We start from the raw sequence: 22,464 nt of genomic DNA, 5'->3' as shown, positions 1-22,464 counted from the left end.
CGGCTGGAGTTGACCGGTACTAATAGGCCGAGGACTTGCTCACAAACATGCTACGCATCCACTGTGCGGTTCTGAAAGAACCGAACCGGACCACCCCCCTGGTCCAGGCCTTTGACGGTCTGGGTGGGCGGGGTGCCGACGGGTTGGTAATTTCACAGTGTTTCGGTGGTCATAGCGGTGGGGGAACACCCGGTCCCATTCCGAACCCGGTAGTTAAGCCTTCCAGCGCCGATGGTACTGCACTCGTGAGGGTGTGGGAGAGTAGGACGCCGCCGAACATTTCGTTCCTTCAGGGGCATCCGGTTATCCGGGTGCCCCTGAAGGCTTTTGTGCGTTACCGTCCCGGTCGTGGCTGACGTGTCGAGGCACGACGACCTGGCCGACTTCTGGGCCAGGACCAGGGACTTCTTCAACGCCGACCCGGTGTTCCACACCGTCCCGGTCGCCGCTGTGCTGCGGCGGCTCGACGACCCTCACGCCGGTGACGGGCCACCGCTCCTGGTCACCGTGACCGATCACGGCGAGCTGGTCGCCGCTGCCCTGCGCACACCGCCGTGGCCCTTGGTCGTGAGCGGAGTCCCGGTCGAGTGGGCGGGCGTGGTGGCCGAGGAGCTGGCGGGGGACGACCTGCCGGGTGCGCAAGGGCCGAGGGCCGAGGTCGAGGCGTTCGTCCGGGAGTGGACGGCCCGCACCGGGGGCGGTGCGCGGGAAGTGATGGCGATGCGGCTGTTCCGCCTCGACGAGCTCGTCGCGCCCACCGGGATCGCCGGCACGTCCCGCCGGGCCACCGAGGACGACGCCGAGCTCATGGTCCGCTGGTACCTGGAGTTCGTGGACGAGTCCATGCCGGCGGAACCGGACGAGGAAGTGGCCTGGGAGTTCGTGCGCGGCACGCTCGCCATCGGGGCGGGTCACGTGCTGTGGCTGCGCGACGGCGAGCCGGTGTCGTGGGCGTGTGCCGGGCCGCCGTCATCCGGGATGTCGCGCATCGGTCCGGTCTTCACCCCGGGGGAGCACCGGCGCAATGGTTACGCCGAGGCGGTCACGGCCGCGACGGCGCAGTGGGCGCACCAGGCGGGCGCGGAGCACGTGGTGCTGTTCGCCGACCTGGCCAATCCCACGTCGAACTCGATCTACCAGCGGATCGGGTTCCGCCCGGTGGGCGACGCCGCCGAGTTCGCGTTCACCCCGCCCGCCGTCGACGGGGGTTGAGGCACGCCGGGGACTCGTGCCGCGACGGCCCGGGGTTCACCGGTCGGCGATGCCGTCCGCGATCTCGCGCGTCACCGGCCGGTTCCGGACGGCCGAGGAGAACACCAGGGACGTGGTGGTGTCGCCGTACCGCTGGGCCTGGGCCACGAACTCCTCCAGCTCCACCGTCGACCGGCACACCACGCGCAGCAGCCAGCAGTCGTCACCCGTCACGTGGTCGGCGTCGCGGACCTGGGCCAGGGGCACGATCCGCTCCCGGAACCGGGGCGTGTCGAGGCTGCGCACCCGGACCCGGACGATCGCTTCGATCGGCAGGCCGATCCGCTGCGGCGACACGACGGCCGCGTACCCGGTGATCACGCCGGCCCGCTCCAGCCGCCGCACGCGCTCGGTCGTGGCGGGTGCGGACAGGGTGACGCGCTTCGCGAGCTCGGTGAACGTCATCCGGCCGTCCCGCTGGAGCAGGTCGAGCAGCTTCCAATCCAGGTCGTCCAGTTCCACCGGGGAATCGTAGGCACACCGGCCCGCGCGCCTGGATTTCTCCCTGTCCTCGCGGCGGGTCCCCCAGGAGGATTTCCCCATGACGAACACGCTGCGCTTCCCGCCCGCCGACCCCGCCGTCGCCGCCGCGTTCTTCGCCGCCGAGCTGGCCTTCGAAGCCGATCCGGACGACGTCGTCCGGGACCTCCGCGCCGGGGACACCGCCGGGTTCCGGCTGGTCGAGACGCGCGGCGCGGAGGCGTTCGCGCGGGCCCGCATCCCCGGTGCGGTCAACCTGCCGCACTGGGAGGTGGGCGAGGCGACCACGGCGGGCTGGGACCGGGGCCTGGTCTACGTCTGCTACTGCGAGAGCTTCGAGTGCAACGCCGCCGCGAAGGGCGCGGCGGCGCTGGCCCGGCTCGGGTTCCGGGTGAAGCGGTTGTCGGGTGGGATTCGGGCGTGGCAGGCCGCCGGCTACCCGGTCGAAGGGCGGACCGAGAACCTGCACGGGATCGCCTGCGCCTGCTGATCTACCCTCGGTCGGGTGACGCGCCTGCTCGTGCTCCAGCTCGACGACAACGACCCACCCGCCCGTCTGGGTGACTGGCTGACCGGTGCCGGGGCGGTGCTCGACGTGGTCAAGGCCCACGAGCGGCCGGTGCCCGACGGGTTCGCCGACCACCGGGGCCTGGTGGTCCTGGGTGGTGCGATGGGTGCGCTGGACGACGTCGACCACCCGTGGCTCGCCGACGTCCGCAAGCTCCTGTCGCACGCGGTCTCCAAGCGGGTGCCGACGCTGGCCGTGTGCCTGGGCGCGCAGTTGCTCGCGGCGGCGACCGGTGGGCAGGTGCGGCGCGGTCCGCACGGGCCCGAGGTGGGGCTGGGGCTGGTGGCGAAGCGGGACGTGGCGGCCAGAGACCCGTTGTTCGCCGACCTGCCGTGGACGCCGGACGTGCTCCAGTTCCACCAGGACGACATCGCGCTGCTGCCGCCGACCGCCGTCCTGCTCGCGTCCTCCCCGAAGTACCCGAACCAGGCTTTCCGGGTCGGCGACCTCGCCTACGGGGTGCAGTTCCACATCGAGACGACGCCCGAGATGGTGTCGCGCTGGGCGCTGGGCGCGCCCGAGATGGTCGCCGACGTGCCGCCGGCCAGGCTCGATGCGGAGCGCCTCGAACGCGGTCACGAGGACATCCGCGAGGTGTGGCAGCCGTTCGCCGAGCGGTTTGTCCGGTTGGTCGCGGGTGAGGTCCCGGTGACGAGGAACCTCCCCCTGGTGTGACGAACCTCCGTTGATATGAGTGTTCATCGGCGGGACAGGTAGCGTTCACCCACGACTGTGTCGTTACAGCCGGAGGAACAGCGTGGACGCCTCGCTCCTCGTCATCATCGTGGTCGCCACGGCGTTGGCATTCGACTTCACCAACGGCTTCCACGACACCGCGAACTCGATGGCGACGTCCATCGCGACCGGTGCGTTGAAGCCCCGCACGGCGGTCGCGTTCTCGGCGGTGCTCAACCTGGTGGGCGCGCTGCTGTCGGTGGAGGTCGCGAAGACGATCTCCGGCGGCATCGTGGACGACGCCCGCATCACGCCCGCCGTGGTGTTCGGCGGCCTGGTCGGCGCGATCGTGTGGAACCTCGTCACCTGGTACGTGGGATTGCCGTCGAGCTCGTCGCACGCCCTGTTCGGCGGCCTGATCGGGGCCACCTGGATCGCCTCCGGCACGGACGCCGTGCACTTCGCGAAGGTCCTGGACAAGGTGGTGGTGCCGTCGATCGCCGCGCCGCTGGTCGCCGGGATCGTGGCGCTGCTGGCCACCGTGCTCACCTACCGGCTCACCCGCAGGGCCCGCGAGTCCGTGTCGCGCAAGGGGTTCAAGGCCGGTCAGATCGCCTCGGCGGCGCTGATGTCGCTCGCGCACGGCACGAACGACGCCCAGAAGACGATGGGCATCATCACGCTGACCCTGATCACCGCCGGGACGCTCGCGCCGGGCTCCGAACCGCCGATGTGGGTGATCCTGAGCGCCGCGGTCGCCATCGCGCTGGGCACCTACCTGGGCGGCTGGCGGATCACCCAGACCCTGGGCAAGGGCCTGACCACGATCGAGGCCCCGCAGGGGTTCGCGGCGCAGACCAGCGCGGCGACGGTGATCATGGCCTCGTCGCACCTGGGCTTCGCGCTGTCCACGACGCACGTCGCGTCCGGCGGGATCATAGGCTCGGGCCTGGGCCGGCAGCGGGACGGCGTGCGGTGGGGCGTGGCCGGGCGGATGGCGCTGGCGTGGCTGCTCACGCTGCCCGCGGCCGGGATCGTCGGTGCGCTCGCGGGCAAGGTCGCGTCCACCGGGACCGTCGGAGTGGTGGCCGTGGCCGTGGTGGCCGTGGTGGTGTCGCTGGTGATCTGGCTGTTGTCGCGGCGCGAGCCGGTGCGGCCCGAACACGTGGTGGACGAGATCGCGGCGCAGGCCGAGACGCACAAGGTGGCGGTGTGAAGGTCGACTGGGCGGCGCTGGGCACCGTGTTCGGGGTGAGCCTGGGCGTGGTGCTGGGCCTCGTGGTGCTGTTCTCGACGGCGTTGCGGGCGCTGTCCGCGCGCGAGGACGCGCGGGAGCGGGGCGGTTCGGTGGCGCTGCCCACGGCTGCCGCGACCGCGTGCCTGGTGGCCTGCGTGACCGTGGTGCTGTTCGGGATCTACTTGATCGTGGCGCACTGACCGTCCCCTCGCCCGGCGCGCGGTACTACCGTGTCGGTCGATGACCGATCCAGCGCGCACCCCGACGTCCCCCGCTCGGTTCGGCCTGACCGAGGCACGCAGCGGCGAGCTCCTGCTCGCGGCCGGGTGGTGGGACGGCCGACGACCGTCGGAGGGCAACGAGCCCGTCCTGTCCTCGCTGTCCCGCAGTCCCGATCCGGACCTGGCGCTGCTCGGCGTGGAACGGCTGCGCGCGGCGCTCGGTGCCGGCTGGGCCGAGCTGGACGGCGCGCTGCGCGCCAACGAGGTGCTGCGCGGGCGGCTGCTCGCGGTGCTCGGGTCGTCCACCGCGCTGTCGGACTTCCTGGCCGCCAACCCCGACCGGTGGGCGCTGCTGGCCGACGCCGAACCGGTGTCGTCGGACTCCTTCGCGCCCGCCCTGGTCGCCGCGGTCGACGGGCTGACCGGCGCGGACGCCGTGCGGGCGCTGAAGGTGGAGTACCGGGCGCTGCTGTGCCGGATCGCCGCCGAGGACCTGGCGCACGTCGTCGAACCCGACCTGCGGTACGTGGGGTACGACGACGTGGCCGGGCTGCTGTCCGACCTGGCGGTCGCGGCGCTGCGGGCCGCGCTGGACGTCGCCCACCGGGAGGTGGCGCGCGCCGACGAGTGCACGCTGGCCGTGATCGCGATGGGCAAGTGTGGGGCGCGGGAGCTGAACTACGTCAGCGACGTCGACGTGGTGTTCGTCGGCGAGGGCGACATCGGTGTCGCGACCCGGCTGGCCGGCGCGGTGATGCGGGTCGCCGGGCAGGCGTGCTTCGAGGTGGACGCGGCGCTGCGGCCCGAGGGCAAGGCGGGGGCGCTGGTCCGGACGTTGGACGGGCACGCGTCCTACTACCGGCGGTGGGCGCGGACCTGGGAGTTCCAGGCGCTGCTCAAGGCCCGCCCGGTGGCCGGTGACGCGGAGCTGGGGCGGCGGTACCTGGAGGTCGTCGGGCCGCTGGTGTGGACGGCCGCCGAGCGCGAGGACTTCGTGCCCGACGTGCAGGCGATGCGCCGCCGGGTCGAGGACAACGTGCCGGTCGGGTTGGCCGACCGGGAGCTGAAGCTGGGGCGCGGCGGGCTGCGAGACGTCGAGTTCGCCGTGCAGCTGCTGCAACTCGTGCACGGGCGCGGCGACGAGGAGCTGCGCATCCCCGCCACCACGGCGGCGCTCGCGGCGCTGGGGCGGGGCGGGTACGTGGGGCGCACCGACGCCGCCGACTTCGGCCGCGCCTACCGGTTCCTGCGCACCCTGGAACACCGGTTGCAGTTGCAGAAGCTGCTGCGCACCCACCTGTTCCCGGCCGACGACGACGCGGCGGCGCTGCGCCGGCTGGCGCGGGCCTCCGGGGTGCAGGCCGAGGGCGGGCTGTCCGAGGCGCAGGTGCTGCTGGCCGAGTTCCGCAAGCGGGCGAACCAGGTGCGGCGGCTGCACGAGAAGCTGTTCTACCGGCCGCTGCTCCAGGCCGTGGCGAACGTGCCGACCGAGGCGCTGCGGCTGACCACCACCGAAGCCGAGAAGCGGCTCGCCGCGCTCGGCTACGCCGCGCCGGACGGCGCGTTGAAGCACATCGAGGCGCTGACCAGGGGCGTGTCGCGGCGGGCGCGAATCCAGACCGCGCTGCTGCCCGTGCTGCTGGACCTGCTCGCGGCCACCCCCGACCCGGACGGCGGGCTGCTGGCCTACCGGCGGGTGTCCGAGGCGCTCGCCGAAACGCCCTGGTACCTGCGGCTGCTGCGGGACGAGGGCACGGTCGTGGACCGGCTCGCCGCGCTGCTGGGCACGTCCCGGCTGGTGCCGGACCTGCTGGTGCGCGCGCCCGAGGTGCTGCGGCTGCTCGCCGACACCGACGCGCTGGTCGGCCTCGACCCGATGGTGATCGGCAACCCGCTGCGCAGCACCGTGCTGCGGTACAACGACCTGGACCGCGCGGTGACCGCCGCCCGGTCGCTGCGCCGCCAGGAGCTGCTGCGGATCGCCTCCGCGGACCTGCTGGGGCTGGTGCCGCTGCGCACGGTGTGCGTGTCGCTGTCCGAGGTGTGGGTGGCGGTGCTGGAGGCCGCGCTGGACGCGGTCGTGCGCATGACCGGTGAGCGGCACGCGACCATCGCGGTCATCGGGATGGGGCGGCTCGGCGGTCGTGAGCTCGGGTACGGGTCGGACGCCGACGTGCTGTTCGTGTGCGAGGCCGCGCCGGGGGTGACCGACTCGGACGCCGTCCGGTACGCGAGCGCCGTGGTGGAGAAGGTGCGGCGGCTGCTCAGCGCGCCCAGCCAGGACCCGGCGTTGCAGGTGGACGCCGACCTGCGGCCCGAGGGCAGGCAGGGGCCGCTGGTGCGGACGTTCGAGTCCTACCGGGCGTACTACGCGCAGTGGGCCGAGCTGTGGGAGGCGCAGGCGCTGCTGCGGGCCCGGTTCATCGCCGGTGACGCCGAGCTCGGCGCGCGGTTCGTGGAGCTGGTCGAACCCGTGCGGTACCCGGCCGAGGGGATCGACGCGGCGGCCGTGCGGGAGATCCGGCGGATCAAGGCGCGGGTCGAGGCGGAACGGCTGCCGCGCGGCGCGGACCCGTCCCTGCACACCAAGCTGGGGCGCGGCGGGCTGGCCGACGTGGAGTGGACCGTGCAGTTGTTGCAGTTGCAGCACGCCCACGCGGTGCCGGCGCTGCGGACCCCGTCGACCGTGCGGGGGCTGCGGGCGGCGACCGAGGCGGGGCTGATGGCCGAGGACGACATGACCGCGTTGACGGAGTCCTGGATCACCGCCACGCGGGCGCGCAACGCGATCGTGCTGGTCCGGGGCAAACCCGGCGACCAGTTGCCGACCACCGGGCGCGACCTGGCGGCCGTGGCCGGGGTGATGGGGCACTCGCGCGACCCGGGCGAGTTCCTCGACGCCTACCGGCGCACCACCCGGCGGGCACGGGCCGTGATCGAGCGGGTTTTCTACGGCTCGTGAACACTGGGGCCGGTGAAGGCGATTGCACAGGACGATTTCGGCGACGTCGAGGTGCTCCGGCTGCGGGAACTGCCCGATCCGCCGATCAGCTCCGATCAGGTGCTGGTGGAGGTGCGGGCCGCCGGGGTGAACCCGGTGGACCGGCTGGTGCGCATGGGGTACCTGAAGGACGCGGTGCCGCACCACTTCCCGCTGGTCCCCGGCTGGGACGTGGCGGGCGTGGTGCGCGCGGTCGGGCCCGCCGTCGAGGGCTTCGCGCCCGGTGACGAGGTGTTCGGCTACCAGCGCAAGGACCACGTGCAGCACGGCACGTACGCCGAGCTGGTCGCGGCCACCGAGAGAGGGCTCGCGCACAAACCGGCGAACCTGTCGTTCGTGCAGGCCGGCGGGCTGGCGCTGGCCGGGCTGACCGCGTTGCAGGCGCTGCGCAAGGTCGACGTGTCGCCCGGTGACACGGTGCTCGTGCACGCCGCCGCCGGTGGCGTCGGGCACCTCGCGGTGCAGGTCGCGCGGATTCTCGGCGCGTCCCGGGTCATCGGGACGGCGTCACCGCGCAACCACGGGTTCCTGCGCTCGCTCGGGGCCGAGCCCGTCTCGTACGGGGACGCGCTGGTGGGCAACGTGGCCGAGCTGGTCGGCGGGGACGGCCTGGTGGACGTCGCATTCGACTGCGTCGGCGGGGCGGCGCTCAACGACTCGCCGGCGCTGGTGCGGGACCCGTCCCGGATCGTGTCCATCGTGGACACCAACGTGCTGGGGCTCGGCGGGCGCTACGCCTACGCGAAGCCCGTGCGGGCGGACTTGACGTGGCTGGCCGAGCACGCGGCGGCGGGTGAGCTCGAAGTCGTGGTGCAGCAGACGTTCCCGCTGGCCGCAGCGGCGGAGGCGCACCGGCTGCTGGAAGGCAGGCACGTGCGCGGGAAGATCGTGCTGACGGTGTGAGGCCGGAGGCCACCCGGGAGGTCCCGGGGGCCTCCGCGCGGCTCACTCCTCGTCGTCGTCCACCGTGGGGACCGAGGTGAACAGCTCGACGACCCACTCCTCGACCAGGGTGTCGTCGGAGTCCTCGTCCGGCACCAGCCGGTTGGACACCCTGATGCCCAGGCCGAGCACGTCGGCTGCGCCGATCGCCTCGATCGCCTCGGCGGCGGAGTCGAAGATGTTGGTGGACAGCACCTGCGCGGTGATTGCGACGTCATCAGACACGGCGCGACCCTAACCGCCCACCACGATGGTGGTGCGGCCGGGCTCCGGCGCGGTGGACCGACTGCCGACGTCCAACCCGGTGGACGGGCCGGCGGGCGTGGTCGGCATCGCGGTGCCCGGGTGCGGCGTCAAGGCTCGTCGCGGTGGCAGTGCGGGCAGTGCCGCTCGTGGTCACACCGGACCAGTTCGACCACACCGGCCTGGACGACGTCGCCGTGCACCGTGCCGCTGACGGAGTTCTTCGCACCGGCGCTGCCGGGCGCGCCGAGACGTCGGGCCACGAGGCCGGCGAGCAGGTAGGACAGTCGGACCACGAACACGAGAAGACCCGCGACCAGGGCGTAGACCAGTCCCCAGAGGAGGTGCGCCGCCGGATTTCGGGCAGGCTCGGCGTCAGCGGTTAGTGCAGAAAAGGCGGATCATCTCGAACCCCGGTGGGCTCATGACACCTCCGCTTCCGCTCGACGTTCCCGGCGGCCATGGTACCCGCAGCCGGCGCGGAGCGGGTGGATCGCGGACGCGGAAGGCCCGGCGTCCGCGCGGGACACCGGGCCTCCGGGACGTTCAGCCGATCACACGTCGTAGTACAGCGCGAACTCGTACGGGTTCGGGCGCAGGCGGAGGGGGTTGATCTCCTCCTCGCGCTTGTAGGAGATCCAGGTGTCGATGACGTCCGGGGTGAAGACGCCGCCCTCCAGCAGGAACTCGTGGTCGGCTTCGAGGTTGTCCAGCACGGCGTCGAGGGTCGCGGGGACCTGCTTGACGTTCAGGGCCTCCTCGGGCGGCAGCTCGTAGAGGTCCTTGTCGATCGGGGCGGTCGGCTCGATCTTGTTCTTCACGCCGTCCAGGCCGGCCATCACCATCGCCGAGAACGCCAGGTACGGGTTGCCCGACGAGTCGGGGCAGCGGAACTCGATGCGCTTGGCCTTCGGGTTGTTGCCGGTGATCGGGATGCGCACGCACGCCGACCGGTTGCGCTGGCTGTACACCAGGCTGACCGGGGCCTCGTAGCCCGGCACCAGGCGGTGGTAGGAGTTCACCGTCGGGTTGGTGAACGCCAGCAGCGACGGCGCGTGGTGCAGGATGCCGCCGATGTAGTGGCGCGCCATGTCGGACAGGCCCGCGTAGCCGGACTCGTCGTGGAACAGCGGCACGCCGTCCTTCCACAGCGACTGGTGGGTGTGCATGCCCGAGCCGTTGTCGCCGAACAGCGGCTTCGGCATGAACGTGACCGTCTTGCCGGCCTGCCACGCGGTGTTCTTGATGATGTACTTGAACAGCATCAGGTCGTCCGCGGCGTGCAGCAGCGTGTTGAACTTGTAGTTGATCTCGGCCTGGCCGCCGGTGCCCACCTCGTGGTGCGCGCGCTCGACGGTGAAGCCGTTGGCCTCCATGTTGAGGACCATCTTGTCGCGCAGGTCGGTGTAGTGGTCGTTCGGCGAGACCGGGAAGTACCCGCCCTTGTACTTGACCTTGTAGCCGAGGTTGCCGCCCTCTTCCTCACGACCGGAGTTCCACCAGCCGGAGATCGCGTCGATCTCGTGGAAGGAGGAGTTGCCGGTGGTGTCGAAGCGGATCGAGTCGAAGATGTAGAACTCCGCCTCGGCACCGAAGTACGCGGTGTCCGCGATACCCGACTCGGAGATGTACTGCTCCGCCTTGCGCGCGATGTTGCGCGGGTCACGGCTGTACGCCTCAAGCGTGAACGGGTCGTGCACGAAGAAGTTGACGATCAGCGTCTTCTCGATCCGGAACGGGTCGATGCGCGCCGTGAACAGGTCGGGCAGCAGCAGCATGTCCGACTCGTGGATCGACTGGAAACCGCGCACGGACGAGCCGTCGAACGCGAGGCCCTCGGCGATGGCGTCCGCGTCGAACGCCGAGGCCGGGAGCGTGAAGTGCTGCATCACACCGGGCAGGTCGCTGAACCGGACGTCGATGAACTTCACGCCCTCGTCGGAGATGAACTTCAGGACCTCGTCGGGATTCTTGAACACCCTCGTCGACTCCTTCACTGCGGTGGGGGGCGTGGTTGAGCGCCGCTGCTCGCGCGCGGCCTGCCATTACGGGTGACGCTATGTGGGCGGTGTTGCCCCGCAGTCACCCTCATGTTTCGCCAGTGTTAACGGCCACTCCGAGGTGGGCAACCCGACCTGGCGATCGTCACCCGCTGAGCACGGCCTTACTCTGGTGGGGTGAGCAGGTGGACCGGTTCGTGGCTTTCTGGACCCCGCTCGGCCTTGGAGCCGGGGGCCGACTCGGGCGACGGCACCGCCCAGCGGTGGAGGGGCGAGCGCCTCGGCCTGCCGCGGTCGGGGCCGGGTGCGGTGGCCGGGACGGGCCGCCGCGCGTTCGCGATCCTGGTCGACTTCGCCCTCGCGATGGGCGTGGCCGGCGTGTTCACCCTCCCGGACCTGCCGCGCAACTGGAGCCTGCTGGCCTGGTTCGTGATCACCGTGGTCGCCGTCGGGTTCTTCGGGTTCACGCCCGGACACGCGCTGTTCGGGCTGCGGGTGGCGAGGCTGGACGGCGTGGGAGTCGTGGGCGTGCCGCGAGCGGTGCTGCGCACGGTGCTGATCTTCCCGATCATCCCGGCGGTGGTGTGGGACGCCGACGGCCGCTGCCTGCACGACAAGGCCGCCGGCACCGTGGTGATCAGCGTTCGCTGACGCCCCGGGCGCGCGGTCGCCCTCGAAGCGCGCCTTCCCGGCGGAGCGTGGCCTCCGGCCCCCCGGTGCGTGGCCTCCGGCCCCCGATGTCCATTGTCCTCGGGGGTGCCGACAGAGCGGGCGCACAAAGCTGAGAGCCCTCCGGGGAGGGCTCTCAGGGACGGCCGGCAAGTGGGGTTTCGGCTGGTCAGCGGCGGCGCATGGCGCGTTGGATGTTGCGCATCTTCGCGCCTTGGGGCAGGGGGCCCTTGGGCATCGCGGCACCACGGCTGGCCAGGGCGGCCAGGCGGTTCTCCAGGGTGTCGACCTGGGCGGTCGAGATGTTGCGGGGCAGCTTCATCAGGTGGCTCTGGAGCCTGCGGAGCGGTACCTGGGACTCGTCGCTGCCCACGATGACGTCGTAGATCGGGGTTTCGCCGATCACCCGGGCCACGCGCTTCTTCTCCTGCGCGAGCAGGTTCTTGACCCGGTGCGGCGCGCCTTCGGCGACCAGGACCACGCCGGGGCGGCCGATGACGCGGTGCACCATGTCGCCGTTCGTCGTGCCGGCCACGGCCTGCGTCACCCGCCAGCGCCCGCGCAGGTTGTCCAGCGCCCAGCCGGCCGCGCCGGGCTGGCCGTCGGCCTTCGCGTAGACGTTGCGCTGCACCCGCCGACCGAAGACGATCACCGCCAGGAGCGCCCCCACGGCGATGCCGAGGGGGAGCAGGACCCACTGCATGCCCCAGATGAGCCCCAGCAGGAACGCCACCGCCGCCGCGCCCACCACGCACAGCAGCATCAGCGGCACCAGCGCCTTGTCCTCGCGGCGCTGCACCTTGAACGCCTCGAAGATCTGTCCGCGCCGCGCCTTCGAAGCCGCGCGCCGCGCCTTCGCCGCTTCCTTGGCGGCGGCCTTGTCCTGCTTTCCAGCCATGCCCACCAGGATACGGCGCGCCGTGTCGCCCCATCACAGCGCTGCCCGTGTGCAATGCGAGGATGCAGCGCATGGAGCGGCTGCTGGAGGGACTCGACCCGGAACAGCGCGCCGCGGTGGAGGCACCGCGCGGCCCGGTCTGCGTGCTCGCGGGGGCGGGCACCGGCAAGACCCGGACCATCACCCACCGGATCGCCTACCTCGTGCAACGCGGTCACGTCGCCGCCGGCCAGGTGCTCGCGGTCACGTTCACCGCGCGCGCGGCGGGGGAGATGCGGACCCGGCTGCGGGCGCTCGGCGTGCCCGGCGCGCAGGCCCGGACTTTCCACGCCGCGTCGCTCCGGCAGCTCCGCTACTTCTGGCCGCGCGTGGTCGGCGGGCCGCAGTGGGACCTGATCGACCGGAACAAGCTGCGGTTCGTCGCGCAGGCCGCCAACCGGGTCGGGCTGTCCACCGAGTCCGACTCGCTGCGCGACCTCGCGAGCGAGATCGAGTGGTCGAAGGCGTCGCTGATCGCGCCCGAGGACTACCCGGCCGCCGCCGGGCGGACGCAGCGGGACACCCCCGCGCCCCCCGAGCAGGTCGTGCAGGTCTACCGGACCTACGAGCAGCTCAAGAACGAAGCGCAACTGCTCGACTTCGACGACCTCCTGCTGCACACCGCCGCCGCGCTGGAGGAGCACAGCGAGGTCGCCGAGGAGTTCCGCGACCGCTACCGGTGCTTCGTGGTCGACGAGTACCAGGACGTCACGCCGTTGCAGCAACGCGTCCTGGACGCGTGGCTGGGGACGCGCGACGACCTGACCGTGGTCGGCGACGCCAACCAGACCATCTACTCGTTCGCCGGCGCGTCACCGCGCCCGCTGCTGGACTTCCCCCGTCGCTTCCCCGAGGCCGCCGTGGTGCGCCTGGAGCGCGACTACCGGTCCACCCCCCAGGTGGTGGGCCTGGCCAACGAGGTCATCAAGTGGGCGCGCGACCGTCCCGCCGGGTCCCGGCTGCGGCTGATCGGGCAGCGGCCGGCCGGCCCGACGCCCCGGTTCACCGAGTTCGACGACGAGTCCGCCGAGGCGGCGGCCGTCGCGCAGCGCGTCAGGGCACTGCTGGACGACGGGGTGGCGGCCAGCGAGGTGGCCGTCCTCTACCGGGTCAACGCGCAGTCCGAGGTCTTCGAGCAGGCGCTGGCCGAGCTGGGCATCCCGTACCAGGTGCGCGGCGGCGAGCGGTTCTTCCAGCGGCCCGAGGTGCGCCAGGCGATGATCGCGCTGCGCACGGCCGCCGCCCAGGACCCGCCCGGCGAACTGCCCAAGGTCGTCCGCGAGGTGCTGACCGGCGTCGGGCTCACCGAGGACCCGCCCGCCGGCGGTGCGGCGCGGGAGAAGTGGGAATCGCTGCTCGCCCTGGTCGAGCTCGCCGAGGAGCTGGCGTCCGAGGTCGAGGGCGCGGACCTGGGGAAGTTCGTCACCGAGCTGGACGTGCGCGCCGAGGCGCAGCACCCGCCGACCGTCGAAGGCGTCACGCTCGCCTCGCTGCACGCCGCCAAGGGCCTGGAGTGGGACGCGGTCTTCCTGGTCGGCCTGGTCGAGGGCACCGTGCCGATCATGCACGCCGACGGCGACGACGCGGCCATCGAGGAAGAACGCCGGCTGCTGTACGTGGGGGTCACCCGCGCCCGGGAGCACCTGTGGCTGTCGTGGGCCCTCGCCCGCGCCGCCGGCGGTCGCCGGTACCGGCGGCGCAGCCGATTTCTCTACGGACTCATCCCGGAGGACCACCCCGCGTCGCGCACCGCCGGCGCGGCCAAACGGGACCCGCTCCAGCGCCGCGCCAAGCCGCTGTGCCGGATGTGCGGCTCCGCGCTGACCGACGCCCGGTCGGTCAAGCTCAGCCGCTGCGAGAGCTGCCCGTCGGACGTGGACGAGGACCTGCTGGTGAGGTTGCGGGCGTGGCGGGCGGGCCGGGCCAAGGAGCTCAAGGTCCCCGCCTACGTGGTGTTCACCGACTCGACCCTGGTCGCCATCGCCGAGCAGCGGCCCGAGGACGTCCCGGGCCTCGTCGCGATCGCCGGCATCGGCGCGGCCAAGCTGGACCGCTACGCGGCCGACGTCCTCGCCCTTGTCCAGGGCAAACGTTGAAATATCACTCGATCGACAGGTATTTGAAAAAACCGGTTGCATCGGCCCGGGACCGGGTCATAACCTGCTGAGGCCGGGCGCGAAGCGCCCGCTGGGGATTTTGACAGAGCGTTGCTCCGAGACTAGCTGCCCGATGGAGGTGACCGGTGTGAAGACTCTGAACAGCTTCCAGATGCCGGGTCGCTTCTTGACCACGGGCCTTGCCGTGTCCGGTGCCGCTCGCGTCGTGGGGCAGAAGACTGCCCGCGATCGCCACGCCTCGAAGTGGGGCGTCGCGCGAGTTCAGCTCATCCAGGTGCCGGCCGCCGATGTGCCCACCGCTGTCCCGACTCTGAACGTTGCGCTGTCCGCGCACGAGCGAGGTACCTGACCCGCGTCAGGCATACCTGAGGCTCACCAAGGCCGCGGACCCGTAACCGGATCCGCGGCCTTTGTGTTTGTTCGACCCGTTTCAGCAGGGAAAACCCCATCGCAAGACCCTTGACAGGAGTCCACCTGATGTTGACCGCGACCGTCCCGATAGCCGGGACGCTGTCCACCGAGCCGGACCTGGCAGGAGCCGGAGTCGCGAACCTGATCGACACCGCACCCGACGCCGGCTTGGAACTTCCTTGCCGTACCAACAACCCTGACCTCTGGTTCTCCGACGCACCGGGCGAGCTGGAGCAGGCCAAGCGGTTCTGCGCCGGCTGCCCGGTGATCGCCGAGTGCCTGGCGGGCGCGCTCGCCCGGCACGAGCCCTGGGGGGTCTGGGGCGGCGAGATCTTCGAGCGCGGATCGGTCATCGCGCGCAAGCGTCCCCGTGGTCGTCCGCGCAAGGACGCCGCGCCCGTCGTTCCGGCGGCACCCGCCGCACCCGTTGCACCCGTCGTTCCCGCGGCACCTGCCGCGACCGTTGTGCCCGCGGCACCTGCCGCGACCGTTGTCCGGGGGGCTACCAGCCAGGAGGCCGCCGCGTGACCACGTACCGAACCACCAGCGATCAGACCGTCGTCGTCGAACTCAACCCGCGAGGTAACCCCATGTTGCTCGAAGAAAATCTGGCCCGATCCCGAATGCATGATGCCGAGGTATTTGCCCAACGTCATCGAACGGCCCACCGCCTCGTCGTCGCCCGCAGGTGGCGTCGGTTGGCCGGTTGGGCCCAGCGCAGGGCGCAACTGACGGCCCGCGCGGTCTGACCGCCGGCCGCCTGAGGGCCGCCGCGATCCGATGACGTCGACACCCGGCCCGTCCTCCCCCTGGTTCAGGGGGAGGACGGGCCCCGCCATGGGTACCGTCGTGAGTGTGACCGCTCACACTCACGACGGGATCGACTGGACCTCGCGCGTGGCCTCGCTGCGGCGGGCCGCCGAAATCGACGCCGACGCCGTGCGGGTCATCGCCCGCAGACTCGTGCGCACCCTGCCGGACGACCCGACCGTGGTCGACGTCGGGTGCGGCGGTGGCGGCATGGCCGTCGCCCTCGTCGAATCCCTCACCGCGCGCGGCGGCGGCACCGTCGTCCTGGTCGACGCCGTGCCGGAGGTGCTCGACGCCGCCGTCACCGCCGCCCGCGCCGCTGCGACCTACGAGAACGACACCACCACACCGACCGTCCGCGTCCGCCCGGTGCTCGCCGACCTGGCCGCCGAACAGCCGGCGGACATCGCCGGCCCGGCGCACCTGGTGTGGGCGTCCAGGGTCGTCCACCACCTGCCCGACCAGCGCCGGGGCGTCGGTGACCTGGTCGCCGCCCTCGCGCCCGGCGGGTGGCTGGCCCTCGGGGAGGGCGGCCTGGAGAGCCGTTGCCTCCCGTGGGACCTCGGCATCGGCGAGCCCGGCCTGCACGACCGGCTCGCGCACGCCCGCGCCGAGTGGTTCGTGCGGATGCGCGAGTCGATGCCCGGCTCGGTGCGCCTCCCCGTGGGGTGGAACACCGTGCTCACCGACGCCGGCCTGGTCGAGGTGACCGCGTTCAGCTACCTCGTCGACCACCCGGCCCCCGCGAAACCCGTCGTCCGCGAATTGGTGGTGCAGCAGCTCCAGTGGCTGGCCGAGGTCGGCGCGCAACGCCTGCACGCCGCAGACCGCCACGCCCTCACCCGGCTGCTGGACCCCGACGACCCCGCCTTCATCGGCCGGCGCGACGACGTGTTCCTGCTGTCCACCGGAACGGTGCACCTCGGGCGCAAGCCGTGAACCAGGCGCAAGCCGTGGACTCGGCGTGCACGAGGTGCGCTCGGACGCGCGGGTCGGTCACCGACGCGGCACAACTGCTGGCCTGGGTGCGAGAGCGCGAGCACGGGGCGGACCGCTGGTTGTGCCACGACTGCGCGCGAACCCACGTACGCGACATCGAAGGCAAACTGCCCGCCGAGTACTGGTAGGCCAACCCGTCGCCGGCCCTTGAGCCCGCTGCCGGGGTGAGTGCCGGCACGTCGCCGAGCCGGCTGCGGCCGTGCTCGTGGGGCTGAAGTGGTGTGGGTGTCGTATGGGGCTCCTTTCGGGTGTGGGGATCGGGCGTGGGGATTGGGCGGCGCGGATTGGGCGTGGGGGATTAAGCGGGTGAACTAGGCGCGGGGATTGGGCGTGAGGGATCGGGCGGGGGTGGGGTCAGGTGACTGCGGCGCGGTGGGCGTGGGCGAGTTTGCGCAGGGTGGTGCGCGGGACGGCCGCGCCGCGTTGGCTGCCCGCGTCCAGTTCGGTCAGCAGGGCGTTCGGCGAGTAGCCGAACCGGATGGCGGTGGTGAGCACCGCGTGACGGCGGTCCGGGTGGCGTTCCCGGCGGGCGGCGTCCAGCACCGCGCGCACGGGCGGGGCCAGGGGCAGGCCGTCCTTGCGCACCGGTTCGGGCAGGCGGGTGGTGCGTTCCAGGAACAGGTCGCCCCGGCCCGTCTTCCGGCAGGACGCCGGTTGCAGGAGGTGGATCAACGGCGGTAGCGGGAGGTCCGGGAAGCCCTGCTCGCGCAGGGCGTCCACCCCGGTCAGCACCGCCTCCGGACCCGCGTAGACCAGGGCGGCCCGCACCTGTTGCGCCCTGGTCGGTGGCGTGGCGGCCAGCAGCAGCACCCCCGGCAGGATGCGTTGCCACGGGCCGCCCGGACGGCAGCGCAGCTCGATCGCGTAGCGGGGGACGCCCGCGGCTTTCAGGTCGGCGGTCTTGATCACGTCGGACTTGATCACGTCGAGCGTGATCGCCCTGGACCTGATCGCCTCGGATTTCGTCGTCTTGGTCTTGATCGCGTTCGTCATGGGTCGATCTTGGGCCGGGTGGAGCACGAGCGCGAGGACCGGTGGTGAATCTGTGGACAGGGATTCGGGGGTGTGGACAACTCCGGTCCGGAGCGGTGGTCGGTCAGTCGGCGAAGCCGGACTGCCAGCGGGCGACGATGGCGTGCGCCGGGACGTTCGCGTCGAGCTGGCACAGGATGCCCGTCGCGCCCAGCGTCACCCGGTGGATCAGCAGGTACTGCGGCGGCAGGTTGAGCGACCGGCCCGTCTGCGAATCCTGGCCGCGCAGGTCACCCACCCGTTCGGCCTGCTTCTGGAGCCACTTGCGGGTGAAGTGGAACGTCTCCACGCGCAGCGGTTCCACGAACGGGGCCAGGTAGCTGAGAACGTCCTCCTCGTGCAGTTCCGTCCCCGGTCGGATGAAGTGCTCCGACCTGAGCAGGTCCAGCAGGTCGCGCGACCGCCCGTCCAGCGCCAGCCGCGTCATCCGGCCCAACGTCGGCGGCAGGCCGTCGGGCAGCCGGGCCACCGCACCGAAGTCCAGCACCCGCAGCCGGCCGTCCGCGCCGAGCATGAAGTTGCCCGGGTGCGGGTCGGCGTGCAGCAGGCCCGACCGGCTCGGCGCGGAGAAGTGGAACTCCGCGAGCAGCCGGCCCGCGAGGTCGCGCTCCTCGCGTTCCCCCGAACGGATGATCTGGGACAGCGGCGTGCCGTCCGTCCACTCGGTGACCATCACCTTCGGCGCACTGGCCACCACGCGCGGCACCAGGACGTTCTCGTCGCCCTCGAACGCCTTGGCGAACACCCGCTGGTTGCCCGCCTCGGTCCGGTAGTCCAACTCCTCCAGGTACCGGTCCCGCAGCTCTTCCAGCAGCGGTTTCACCTCGGCACCGGGCATGATCGCCTGGAGCAGCCGGCTGAACCGCAGCAGTTGCTTCAGGTCGGCCTGCAACGCCTCGTCCGCACCGGGGTACTGCACCTTGACCGCGACGTCGCGGCCGTCGTGCCACACCGCCCGGTGCACCTGCCCGATGGACGCCGACGCCGCCGGGTCGTCGTCGAACGCCGTGAAGCGCTTCGCCCACCCCGTCCCGAGCTGCTCGGCCAGCACCCGGTGCGTGGTGCGCGCCGGCATCGGCGGAGCGGCGGTCTGGAGCTTGGTCAACGCCTCGCGGTACGGCTCGGCCAGCTCGTCCGGCACCGCGGCCTCGAACACGCTCAGGGCCTGCCCGAACTTCATGGCACCGCCCTTGAGCTGACCCAACACCGCGAAGACCTGTTCGGCGGTCTTCGCCGACACCTCGGCGTTGACCTCCTCGGAACTTCGGCCGGCCAGCCGCTTCCCCCACCCGCCCACCACCCGGCCGGCCACCCCGATGGGCAGGCTGGCCAGCTTGGCGGTGCGCTGCACGGCCTTGCGCGGGATCTCACTCACCCGAAGATTCTCCCCCCGCCCGCATAACACGGTCGCAGTGGTTCTACGCCTACTCGAAACCTACACAGCCCGTGCTGAGGACCGACTCACGAGAGCGAGCGGCACTCACAGCGGGGGTGCACCGGGGCCAGCCGGTGCTCGACCAACCCCGCGTACGCGTTCACCTCCAGCACCGCGTCCCACGCCGGCGGCCGGGTGCGCGCCGCCGACCCGTGGTCCAGCGCCAGCAGCGCCTGGCCCGCCGCCAGCCCGGCGGTCGACGCCACGGTCGGCAGGTCGGCGTGCCGAGGCCGGTCCACGAGCTGCACGGCCAGCGCCGACCAGCCCCGGTCGAGATCGGCCCGGTGCAGGTCGTAGCACCGCAGGCAGCTACTGCGGCCCGGCACGACCAGCGGTCCGACCACGCCCAGGCCCTCGGCCGCCCGCACGGCCAGGTGCGGTGTGCCGTCCAGCAGCAGCGCCCGCAGCAGCTCCGGCGGCGGCACCTCGGCGTCCGCGAGCACGACCAGGTCCGGTGCCCTCACCCGGACCTCGGTCCGCACGTCCGGCGACGCGCGCCGCACGACGTCCTCCGCCGCGTCCGGGCGGGGCCGGCCGACGTCGGTGTCGAGGTAGCCCGATCCGGTGTCCTCGGAGTTCACCCGGCCGCGCGTGACCACCCGGACGTGGCCCACCCCGGCGGACGCGAGGTGCCCGGCGACCGCCACCGCGATCCGCCCGTCACCGTGCACGACGACCGAGCGGGCGGCCCGCGCGGCGGCCAGCCCGGGAGCCGGGCGACCGGTGCGCAAGGCCCACTCGGTGGCCTCGGTGACGAGCCTGCCGTGCGGCTCCGGGCGGGCCTCCTCGACCAGGCCGAGGTCGGCCAGGGCGTGCACCAGGCGCGCGAAGTCCTCGTCCTGGTGGTCCGGCCCGGCGAGCTGTCGGAGCAGGTCGGCGAGGGTGTGGCGGCCGGTCAGGGCGAACAGCGCGACGGCCGTCTCCGGGGGGACGTCCTCGATCAGCACGGAGTGCCGGGGGTCGAGGCCGATCTGGATCGCGTCGGCCCGGCGGCGCAGCACGGGCAGGCCGGGCAGGACGCGGGGGCGGTGGAACGTGGTCACGCCGGGCAGCCTGCCGGGACGGCCGGCGCGGGACGCGCAAGCGCGCGCGGTCCCCGGCGAGTCGTGCGTGGCGTGCCCGGTCAGGTGGCCGGGAGCGGACCCGGCCACCCGCGGCTCAGACCTTCGCCTTGCCGAGGATCCGGGTCACCGTGGTCCCGCAGACCGGGCACTTGCCCTTGGCCATCCTGCGGTTGTTGCTCTCGTGCACCTCGCCCGTGAAGTCGCGCTTCTCACGGCACTTGACGCAGTAGCCGTTGTAGGTCTCGGCCACGGCTTCCTCCTTGCTTCGAGAGTGCGGGGCGATCTGCACCACACTCGGGGGCTGCGCAGCACGCTACCTCTGCGGACGGGCAACCGCTGCACGTGGCGTGCCGCGTGTCCAGCCGTCGTTTGGGGGAACCTGTGCGGCCGATGCCGCACGGACCGCCGCTTGGCCGCCGCGAATTGTCGGTGCGGGGCCTTACCGTGAACCCATGCCCGAACCGCAGGTGGAGGTGCGGCGCAGCGCTCGGCGCCGTCGCATGGTGAGCGCGTACCGCGAGGGGGACACGGTCGTCGTCCTGCTGCCGGCGCGCATGAGCAAGAGCGAGGAGAAGCACTGGGTGGCCGAGATGCTCAGCCGCCTCCAGCGCAGCGAGACCCGCCGGCGCTCGCCCACCCGCACGTCCGACGAGGCGCTGCTGGCCCGCTGCGCGGAGCTGGCCGACCGCCACCTGGACGGCGTCCAGCCCAGCAGCGTCCGCTGGGTGCCGCCGATGCGCACGAGGTGGGCGTCCTGCACGCCCAGCGAGGGCACCATCCGGATCAGCGAACGGCTCCGCGAGGTCCCGGCGTGGGTGCTCGACTACGTCCTGGTGCACGAACTGGCGCACCTGAGGGTGCCCGGCCACGGGAAGGACTTCTGGGAGCTCGTGCACCGCTACCCGAGGTCCGAACGGGCCATCGGCTACCTGGAGGGCCTGTCCGCGGCGGCCGGCCTGGGCATCACCGAGGAGGACTGACCGGGCCGCCGGCCTGCCCGAGGGGACCGGCGGCCGGGTGCGTCAGCCCTTGCCCTCGTCGTCCCCGCCCTTGTCCTCGCGGTCCTCCCGCAGCGTCCGCTCCAGCTCCGCCATCGGGTCTTCCAACGCCTTGCGGGTCTGCCCGAACCGCTCCGCGAACTCCATCGGGTCGTCCAGGTCCTCGGCGGTGGGCACCAGGTCGGGGTGCTCCCAGACGCCGTCCCGCTGCTCGATCCCGTGCTGGTCGCCCAGCAGCTTCCACAGCGCCGCCGCCGACCGGTGCCGGCGCGGACGCAGCTCCAGCCCGACCAGCGTCGCGAACGTCTGCTCGGCCGGACCGCCGGACGCCCGCCGCCTGCGCAGCGTCTCCCGCAGCGCCTCCGCACCCGGCAGCCGCTCGCCGACCGCCTCCGCGACCACGACGTCCACCCAGCCCTCGACGAGGGCCAGCAGCGTCTCCAGGCGGGCCAGCGCGGCCTTCTGCTCGGGCGTGGTCTGCGGCTCCAGCATCCCGGACTTCATGGCCTCCTCGATGGAGGCCGGGTTGGACGGGTCCACCTGGCCCGCGAGCTGCTCCAGCGCCGAGGTGTCGACCTTGATGCCCTGCGCGAACGCCTCGACCGTGTCCAGCAGGCGCTGCCGCAGCCACGGCACGTGGCTGAACAGCCGCTGGTGCGCCGCCTCGCGGGCGGCCAGGAACACCAGCACCTCACTGGCGGGCCGCTCCAGGCCCTCGGTGAACTTCTCGATGTTCGCGGGCAGCAGCGCGGCGGTGCCCCGGGGCCCCAGCGGCAGGCCGACCTCGGTCGAGGTCAGCACCTCGGAGCCGAGCTGCGCGAGCGCGCCGCCGAGCTGCGAGCCGAACGCCATGCCGCCCATCTGGCCGAGCATGGACAGCAGCGGGCCGGCCGCGTCCTTGGCCTCGGCGGGCATCGCCTCGACCCACGCGCCGGACACCCGCTGCGCCACCGGGTCGCACAGCCGCTGCCACGTCGGCAACGTGCGCTCCACCCAGTCGCGCGCGGTCCAGCCCTCGGACTTGGTGGTGCCGGCGGGCAGCGCCGTCACCGGGTCGAGCCACATCTCCGCCAGGTGGACCGCGTCGGCGACGGCCTTGTCCTGGTCCGGGGTGAACCCGAGACCGCCCTGGCCGGCGAGCTGCTGCAACGCGATCTGCTTCGCCAGGTCGTAGTTGACCGGTCCGGCGGACGTGCCCGCGTTGCTGAACATCGCGCCGAGCTGGCTCAGCATCTCGCCGAGCTGGCCGAAGTCGAACGGGTTGCCCGGCTCCTCCGGTTTGCGACCGCGGTCGTCGGGGTCCTGCGGGCCGAACCCGAAGGGCACGTCACTCATACCTCCACGGTACGCGGGCCGGGGGTGGTGCGCGGGACC

General features: G+C 72.4%; 25 protein-coding genes and 1 rRNA gene. 15 read left to right on the top strand and 11 right to left on the bottom strand.

Annotated elements, in window-relative coordinates; translation table 11 throughout:
- The first annotated feature begins 161 nt into the window (after positions 1-161).
- Together rrf and AB0G01_RS12225 are read left to right on the top strand one after the other, a co-directional pair.
- Positions 162-278: ribosomal RNA gene (gene rrf / locus AB0G01_RS12230) — 5S ribosomal RNA — on the top strand.
- A 70-nt stretch (positions 279-348) separates the two neighbouring features.
- Positions 349-1,212 carry a GNAT family N-acetyltransferase gene (locus tag AB0G01_RS12225; protein WP_360943251.1) on the top strand — a complete coding sequence of 288 codons (864 nt, stop codon included), beginning with the start codon at positions 349-351 and terminating at the stop codon, positions 1,210-1,212.
- 36 nt (positions 1,213-1,248) lie between these two features.
- Here the strand turns inward: AB0G01_RS12225 and AB0G01_RS12220 are convergent, their stop codons facing one another.
- Positions 1,249-1,713: an Lrp/AsnC family transcriptional regulator gene (locus AB0G01_RS12220; protein ID WP_360943248.1), complete on the bottom strand. Its 465-nt coding sequence runs from the start codon at positions 1,711-1,713 to the stop codon at positions 1,249-1,251.
- 79 nt (positions 1,714-1,792) lie between these two features.
- On the opposite strand from AB0G01_RS12220, the gene AB0G01_RS12215 reads away from it, so the two are divergent.
- The 6 genes from AB0G01_RS12215 (at position 1,793) to AB0G01_RS12190 (ending at position 8,336) form a co-directional block, all read left to right on the top strand.
- Positions 1,793-2,221: a rhodanese-like domain-containing protein gene (locus AB0G01_RS12215; protein WP_360943245.1), complete on the top strand. Its 429-nt coding sequence runs from the start codon at positions 1,793-1,795 to the stop codon at positions 2,219-2,221.
- Positions 2,222-2,236: 15 nt separating this feature from the next.
- Entirely contained in the window at positions 2,237-2,974 is a 738-nt protein-coding gene (locus AB0G01_RS12210; RefSeq protein ID WP_360943242.1) for a type 1 glutamine amidotransferase, read from the top strand.
- Positions 2,975-3,056: 82 nt separating this feature from the next.
- On the top strand, positions 3,057-4,190 hold the full coding sequence (locus AB0G01_RS12205; protein WP_360943239.1) for an inorganic phosphate transporter: 1,134 nt from the start codon (positions 3,057-3,059) through the stop codon (positions 4,188-4,190).
- The gene (locus tag AB0G01_RS12200; protein ID WP_360943236.1) at positions 4,187-4,411 is read left to right on the top strand and encodes a hypothetical protein; all 225 of its coding nucleotides are present in this window, start codon (positions 4,187-4,189) and stop codon (positions 4,409-4,411) included. Before AB0G01_RS12205 ends, AB0G01_RS12200 begins: the two co-directional genes overlap by 4 nt.
- A gap of 40 nt (positions 4,412-4,451) precedes the next feature.
- Positions 4,452-7,394, top strand: coding sequence for a bifunctional [glutamine synthetase] adenylyltransferase/[glutamine synthetase]-adenylyl-L-tyrosine phosphorylase (locus AB0G01_RS12195; RefSeq protein WP_360943233.1), 2,943 nt, complete (start codon positions 4,452-4,454; stop codon positions 7,392-7,394).
- 12 nt (positions 7,395-7,406) lie between these two features.
- Positions 7,407-8,336 (top strand): NADP-dependent oxidoreductase, encoded by a 930-nt coding sequence (locus AB0G01_RS12190; RefSeq protein WP_360943230.1) that lies wholly within the window; start codon positions 7,407-7,409, stop codon positions 8,334-8,336.
- Positions 8,337-8,378: 42 nt separating this feature from the next.
- On the opposite strand, the gene AB0G01_RS12185 is transcribed toward AB0G01_RS12190, so the two are convergent.
- The 4 genes from AB0G01_RS12185 to glnA all read right to left on the bottom strand — a co-directional run bounded on the left by AB0G01_RS12185 (position 8,379) and on the right by glnA (position 10,597).
- Positions 8,379-8,600, bottom strand: a complete 222-nt coding sequence (locus tag AB0G01_RS12185) for a hypothetical protein (RefSeq protein ID WP_360943227.1) — start codon at positions 8,598-8,600, stop codon at positions 8,379-8,381.
- 9 nt (positions 8,601-8,609) lie between these two features.
- Positions 8,610-8,732 carry a hypothetical protein gene (locus tag AB0G01_RS12180; protein ID WP_360943224.1) on the bottom strand — a complete coding sequence of 41 codons (123 nt, stop codon included), beginning with the start codon at positions 8,730-8,732 and terminating at the stop codon, positions 8,610-8,612.
- A complete protein-coding gene (locus AB0G01_RS12175; protein WP_360943221.1) occupies positions 8,729-8,920 on the bottom strand; it encodes a hypothetical protein in 192 nt (63 codons plus the stop codon). The genes AB0G01_RS12180 and AB0G01_RS12175 overlap by 4 nt, the downstream gene beginning before the upstream one ends.
- 252 nt (positions 8,921-9,172) lie before the next feature.
- Positions 9,173-10,597 (bottom strand): type I glutamate--ammonia ligase, encoded by a 1,425-nt coding sequence (gene glnA, locus AB0G01_RS12170; RefSeq protein WP_360943218.1) that lies wholly within the window; start codon positions 10,595-10,597, stop codon positions 9,173-9,175.
- A 198-nt stretch (positions 10,598-10,795) separates the two neighbouring features.
- Here glnA and AB0G01_RS12165 point away from each other — a divergent pair, with 198 nt between their 5' ends.
- The gene (locus AB0G01_RS12165) at positions 10,796-11,269 is read left to right on the top strand and encodes a hypothetical protein (protein ID WP_360943215.1); all 474 of its coding nucleotides are present in this window, start codon (positions 10,796-10,798) and stop codon (positions 11,267-11,269) included.
- 187 nt (positions 11,270-11,456) lie between these two features.
- Here AB0G01_RS12165 and AB0G01_RS12160 read toward each other — a convergent pair whose 3' ends face one another.
- The gene (locus AB0G01_RS12160) at positions 11,457-12,185 is read right to left on the bottom strand and encodes a DUF4191 domain-containing protein (protein ID WP_360943212.1); all 729 of its coding nucleotides are present in this window, start codon (positions 12,183-12,185) and stop codon (positions 11,457-11,459) included.
- Positions 12,186-12,256: 71 nt separating this feature from the next.
- On the opposite strand from AB0G01_RS12160, the gene AB0G01_RS12155 reads away from it, so the two are divergent.
- From AB0G01_RS12155 to AB0G01_RS12135, 5 genes are all read left to right on the top strand, one after another.
- Positions 12,257-14,320, top strand: coding sequence for an ATP-dependent DNA helicase UvrD2 (locus AB0G01_RS12155; protein WP_360943332.1), 2,064 nt, complete (start codon positions 12,257-12,259; stop codon positions 14,318-14,320).
- A 148-nt stretch (positions 14,321-14,468) separates the two neighbouring features.
- The gene (locus tag AB0G01_RS12150) at positions 14,469-14,690 is read left to right on the top strand and encodes a hypothetical protein (protein WP_360943209.1); all 222 of its coding nucleotides are present in this window, start codon (positions 14,469-14,471) and stop codon (positions 14,688-14,690) included.
- Between the two features lie 128 nt (positions 14,691-14,818).
- On the top strand, positions 14,819-15,280 hold the full coding sequence (locus tag AB0G01_RS12145) for a WhiB family transcriptional regulator (RefSeq protein WP_360943206.1): 462 nt from the start codon (positions 14,819-14,821) through the stop codon (positions 15,278-15,280).
- Positions 15,277-15,501: a hypothetical protein gene (locus AB0G01_RS12140; protein ID WP_360943203.1), complete on the top strand. Its 225-nt coding sequence runs from the start codon at positions 15,277-15,279 to the stop codon at positions 15,499-15,501. The genes AB0G01_RS12145 and AB0G01_RS12140 overlap by 4 nt, the downstream gene beginning before the upstream one ends.
- A gap of 106 nt (positions 15,502-15,607) precedes the next feature.
- On the top strand, positions 15,608-16,501 hold the full coding sequence (locus AB0G01_RS12135) for a methyltransferase (protein ID WP_360943200.1): 894 nt from the start codon (positions 15,608-15,610) through the stop codon (positions 16,499-16,501).
- Between the two features lie 414 nt (positions 16,502-16,915).
- On the opposite strand, the gene AB0G01_RS12130 is transcribed toward AB0G01_RS12135, so the two are convergent.
- From AB0G01_RS12130 to AB0G01_RS12115, 4 genes are all read right to left on the bottom strand, one after another.
- Positions 16,916-17,554, bottom strand: coding sequence for a hypothetical protein (locus AB0G01_RS12130; protein ID WP_360943197.1), 639 nt, complete (start codon positions 17,552-17,554; stop codon positions 16,916-16,918).
- Between the two features lie 103 nt (positions 17,555-17,657).
- Positions 17,658-18,968 carry an AarF/UbiB family protein gene (locus tag AB0G01_RS12125; protein ID WP_360943194.1) on the bottom strand — a complete coding sequence of 437 codons (1,311 nt, stop codon included), beginning with the start codon at positions 18,966-18,968 and terminating at the stop codon, positions 17,658-17,660.
- Between the two features lie 86 nt (positions 18,969-19,054).
- Positions 19,055-20,179: a TOMM precursor leader peptide-binding protein gene (locus tag AB0G01_RS12120; RefSeq protein ID WP_360943191.1), complete on the bottom strand. Its 1,125-nt coding sequence runs from the start codon at positions 20,177-20,179 to the stop codon at positions 19,055-19,057.
- Between the two features lie 7 nt (positions 20,180-20,186).
- Entirely contained in the window at positions 20,187-20,342 is a 156-nt protein-coding gene (locus tag AB0G01_RS12115; protein WP_015098458.1) for a DUF5679 domain-containing protein, read from the bottom strand.
- Positions 20,343-20,544: 202 nt separating this feature from the next.
- Here AB0G01_RS12115 and AB0G01_RS12110 point away from each other — a divergent pair, with 202 nt between their 5' ends.
- Positions 20,545-21,072 (top strand): M48 family metallopeptidase, encoded by a 528-nt coding sequence (locus tag AB0G01_RS12110; protein ID WP_360943189.1) that lies wholly within the window; start codon positions 20,545-20,547, stop codon positions 21,070-21,072.
- Positions 21,073-21,114: 42 nt separating this feature from the next.
- Here the strand turns inward: AB0G01_RS12110 and AB0G01_RS12105 are convergent, their stop codons facing one another.
- Positions 21,115-22,425, bottom strand: a complete 1,311-nt coding sequence (locus AB0G01_RS12105; RefSeq protein WP_360943186.1) for a zinc-dependent metalloprotease — start codon at positions 22,423-22,425, stop codon at positions 21,115-21,117.
- Positions 22,426-22,464 lie beyond the last annotated feature (39 nt).

Source organism: Actinosynnema sp. NPDC023587, assembly GCF_040640215.1.
In the GTDB taxonomy this organism is placed as follows: domain Bacteria; phylum Actinomycetota; class Actinomycetes; order Mycobacteriales; family Pseudonocardiaceae; genus Actinosynnema.
The sequence above is the reverse complement of the archived record's forward strand: the minus strand, read 5'-3'. Positions and strand labels throughout refer to the sequence as shown.

What these genes read in the sequence shown, in the direction of transcription:
- AB0G01_RS12215 (WP_360943245.1), top strand. Translation starts at nt 1,793, where the DNA reads ATGACGAACACGCTGCGCTTCCCGCCCGCCGACCCCGCCGTCGCCGCC.
- AB0G01_RS12195 (WP_360943233.1), top strand. Translation starts at nt 4,452, where the DNA reads ATGACCGATCCAGCGCGCACCCCGACGTCCCCCGCTCGGTTCGGCCTG.
- AB0G01_RS12160 (WP_360943212.1), bottom strand. Translation starts at nt 12,185, where the DNA reads ATGGCTGGAAAGCAGGACAAGGCCGCCGCCAAGGAAGCGGCGAAGGCG.
- AB0G01_RS12155 (WP_360943332.1), top strand. Translation starts at nt 12,257, where the DNA reads ATGGAGCGGCTGCTGGAGGGACTCGACCCGGAACAGCGCGCCGCGGTG.
- AB0G01_RS12145 (WP_360943206.1), top strand. Translation starts at nt 14,819, where the DNA reads ATGTTGACCGCGACCGTCCCGATAGCCGGGACGCTGTCCACCGAGCCG.
- AB0G01_RS12130 (WP_360943197.1), bottom strand. Translation starts at nt 17,554, where the DNA reads ATGACGAACGCGATCAAGACCAAGACGACGAAATCCGAGGCGATCAGG.
- AB0G01_RS12110 (WP_360943189.1), top strand. Translation starts at nt 20,545, where the DNA reads ATGCCCGAACCGCAGGTGGAGGTGCGGCGCAGCGCTCGGCGCCGTCGC.
- AB0G01_RS12105 (WP_360943186.1), bottom strand. Translation starts at nt 22,425, where the DNA reads ATGAGTGACGTGCCCTTCGGGTTCGGCCCGCAGGACCCCGACGACCGC.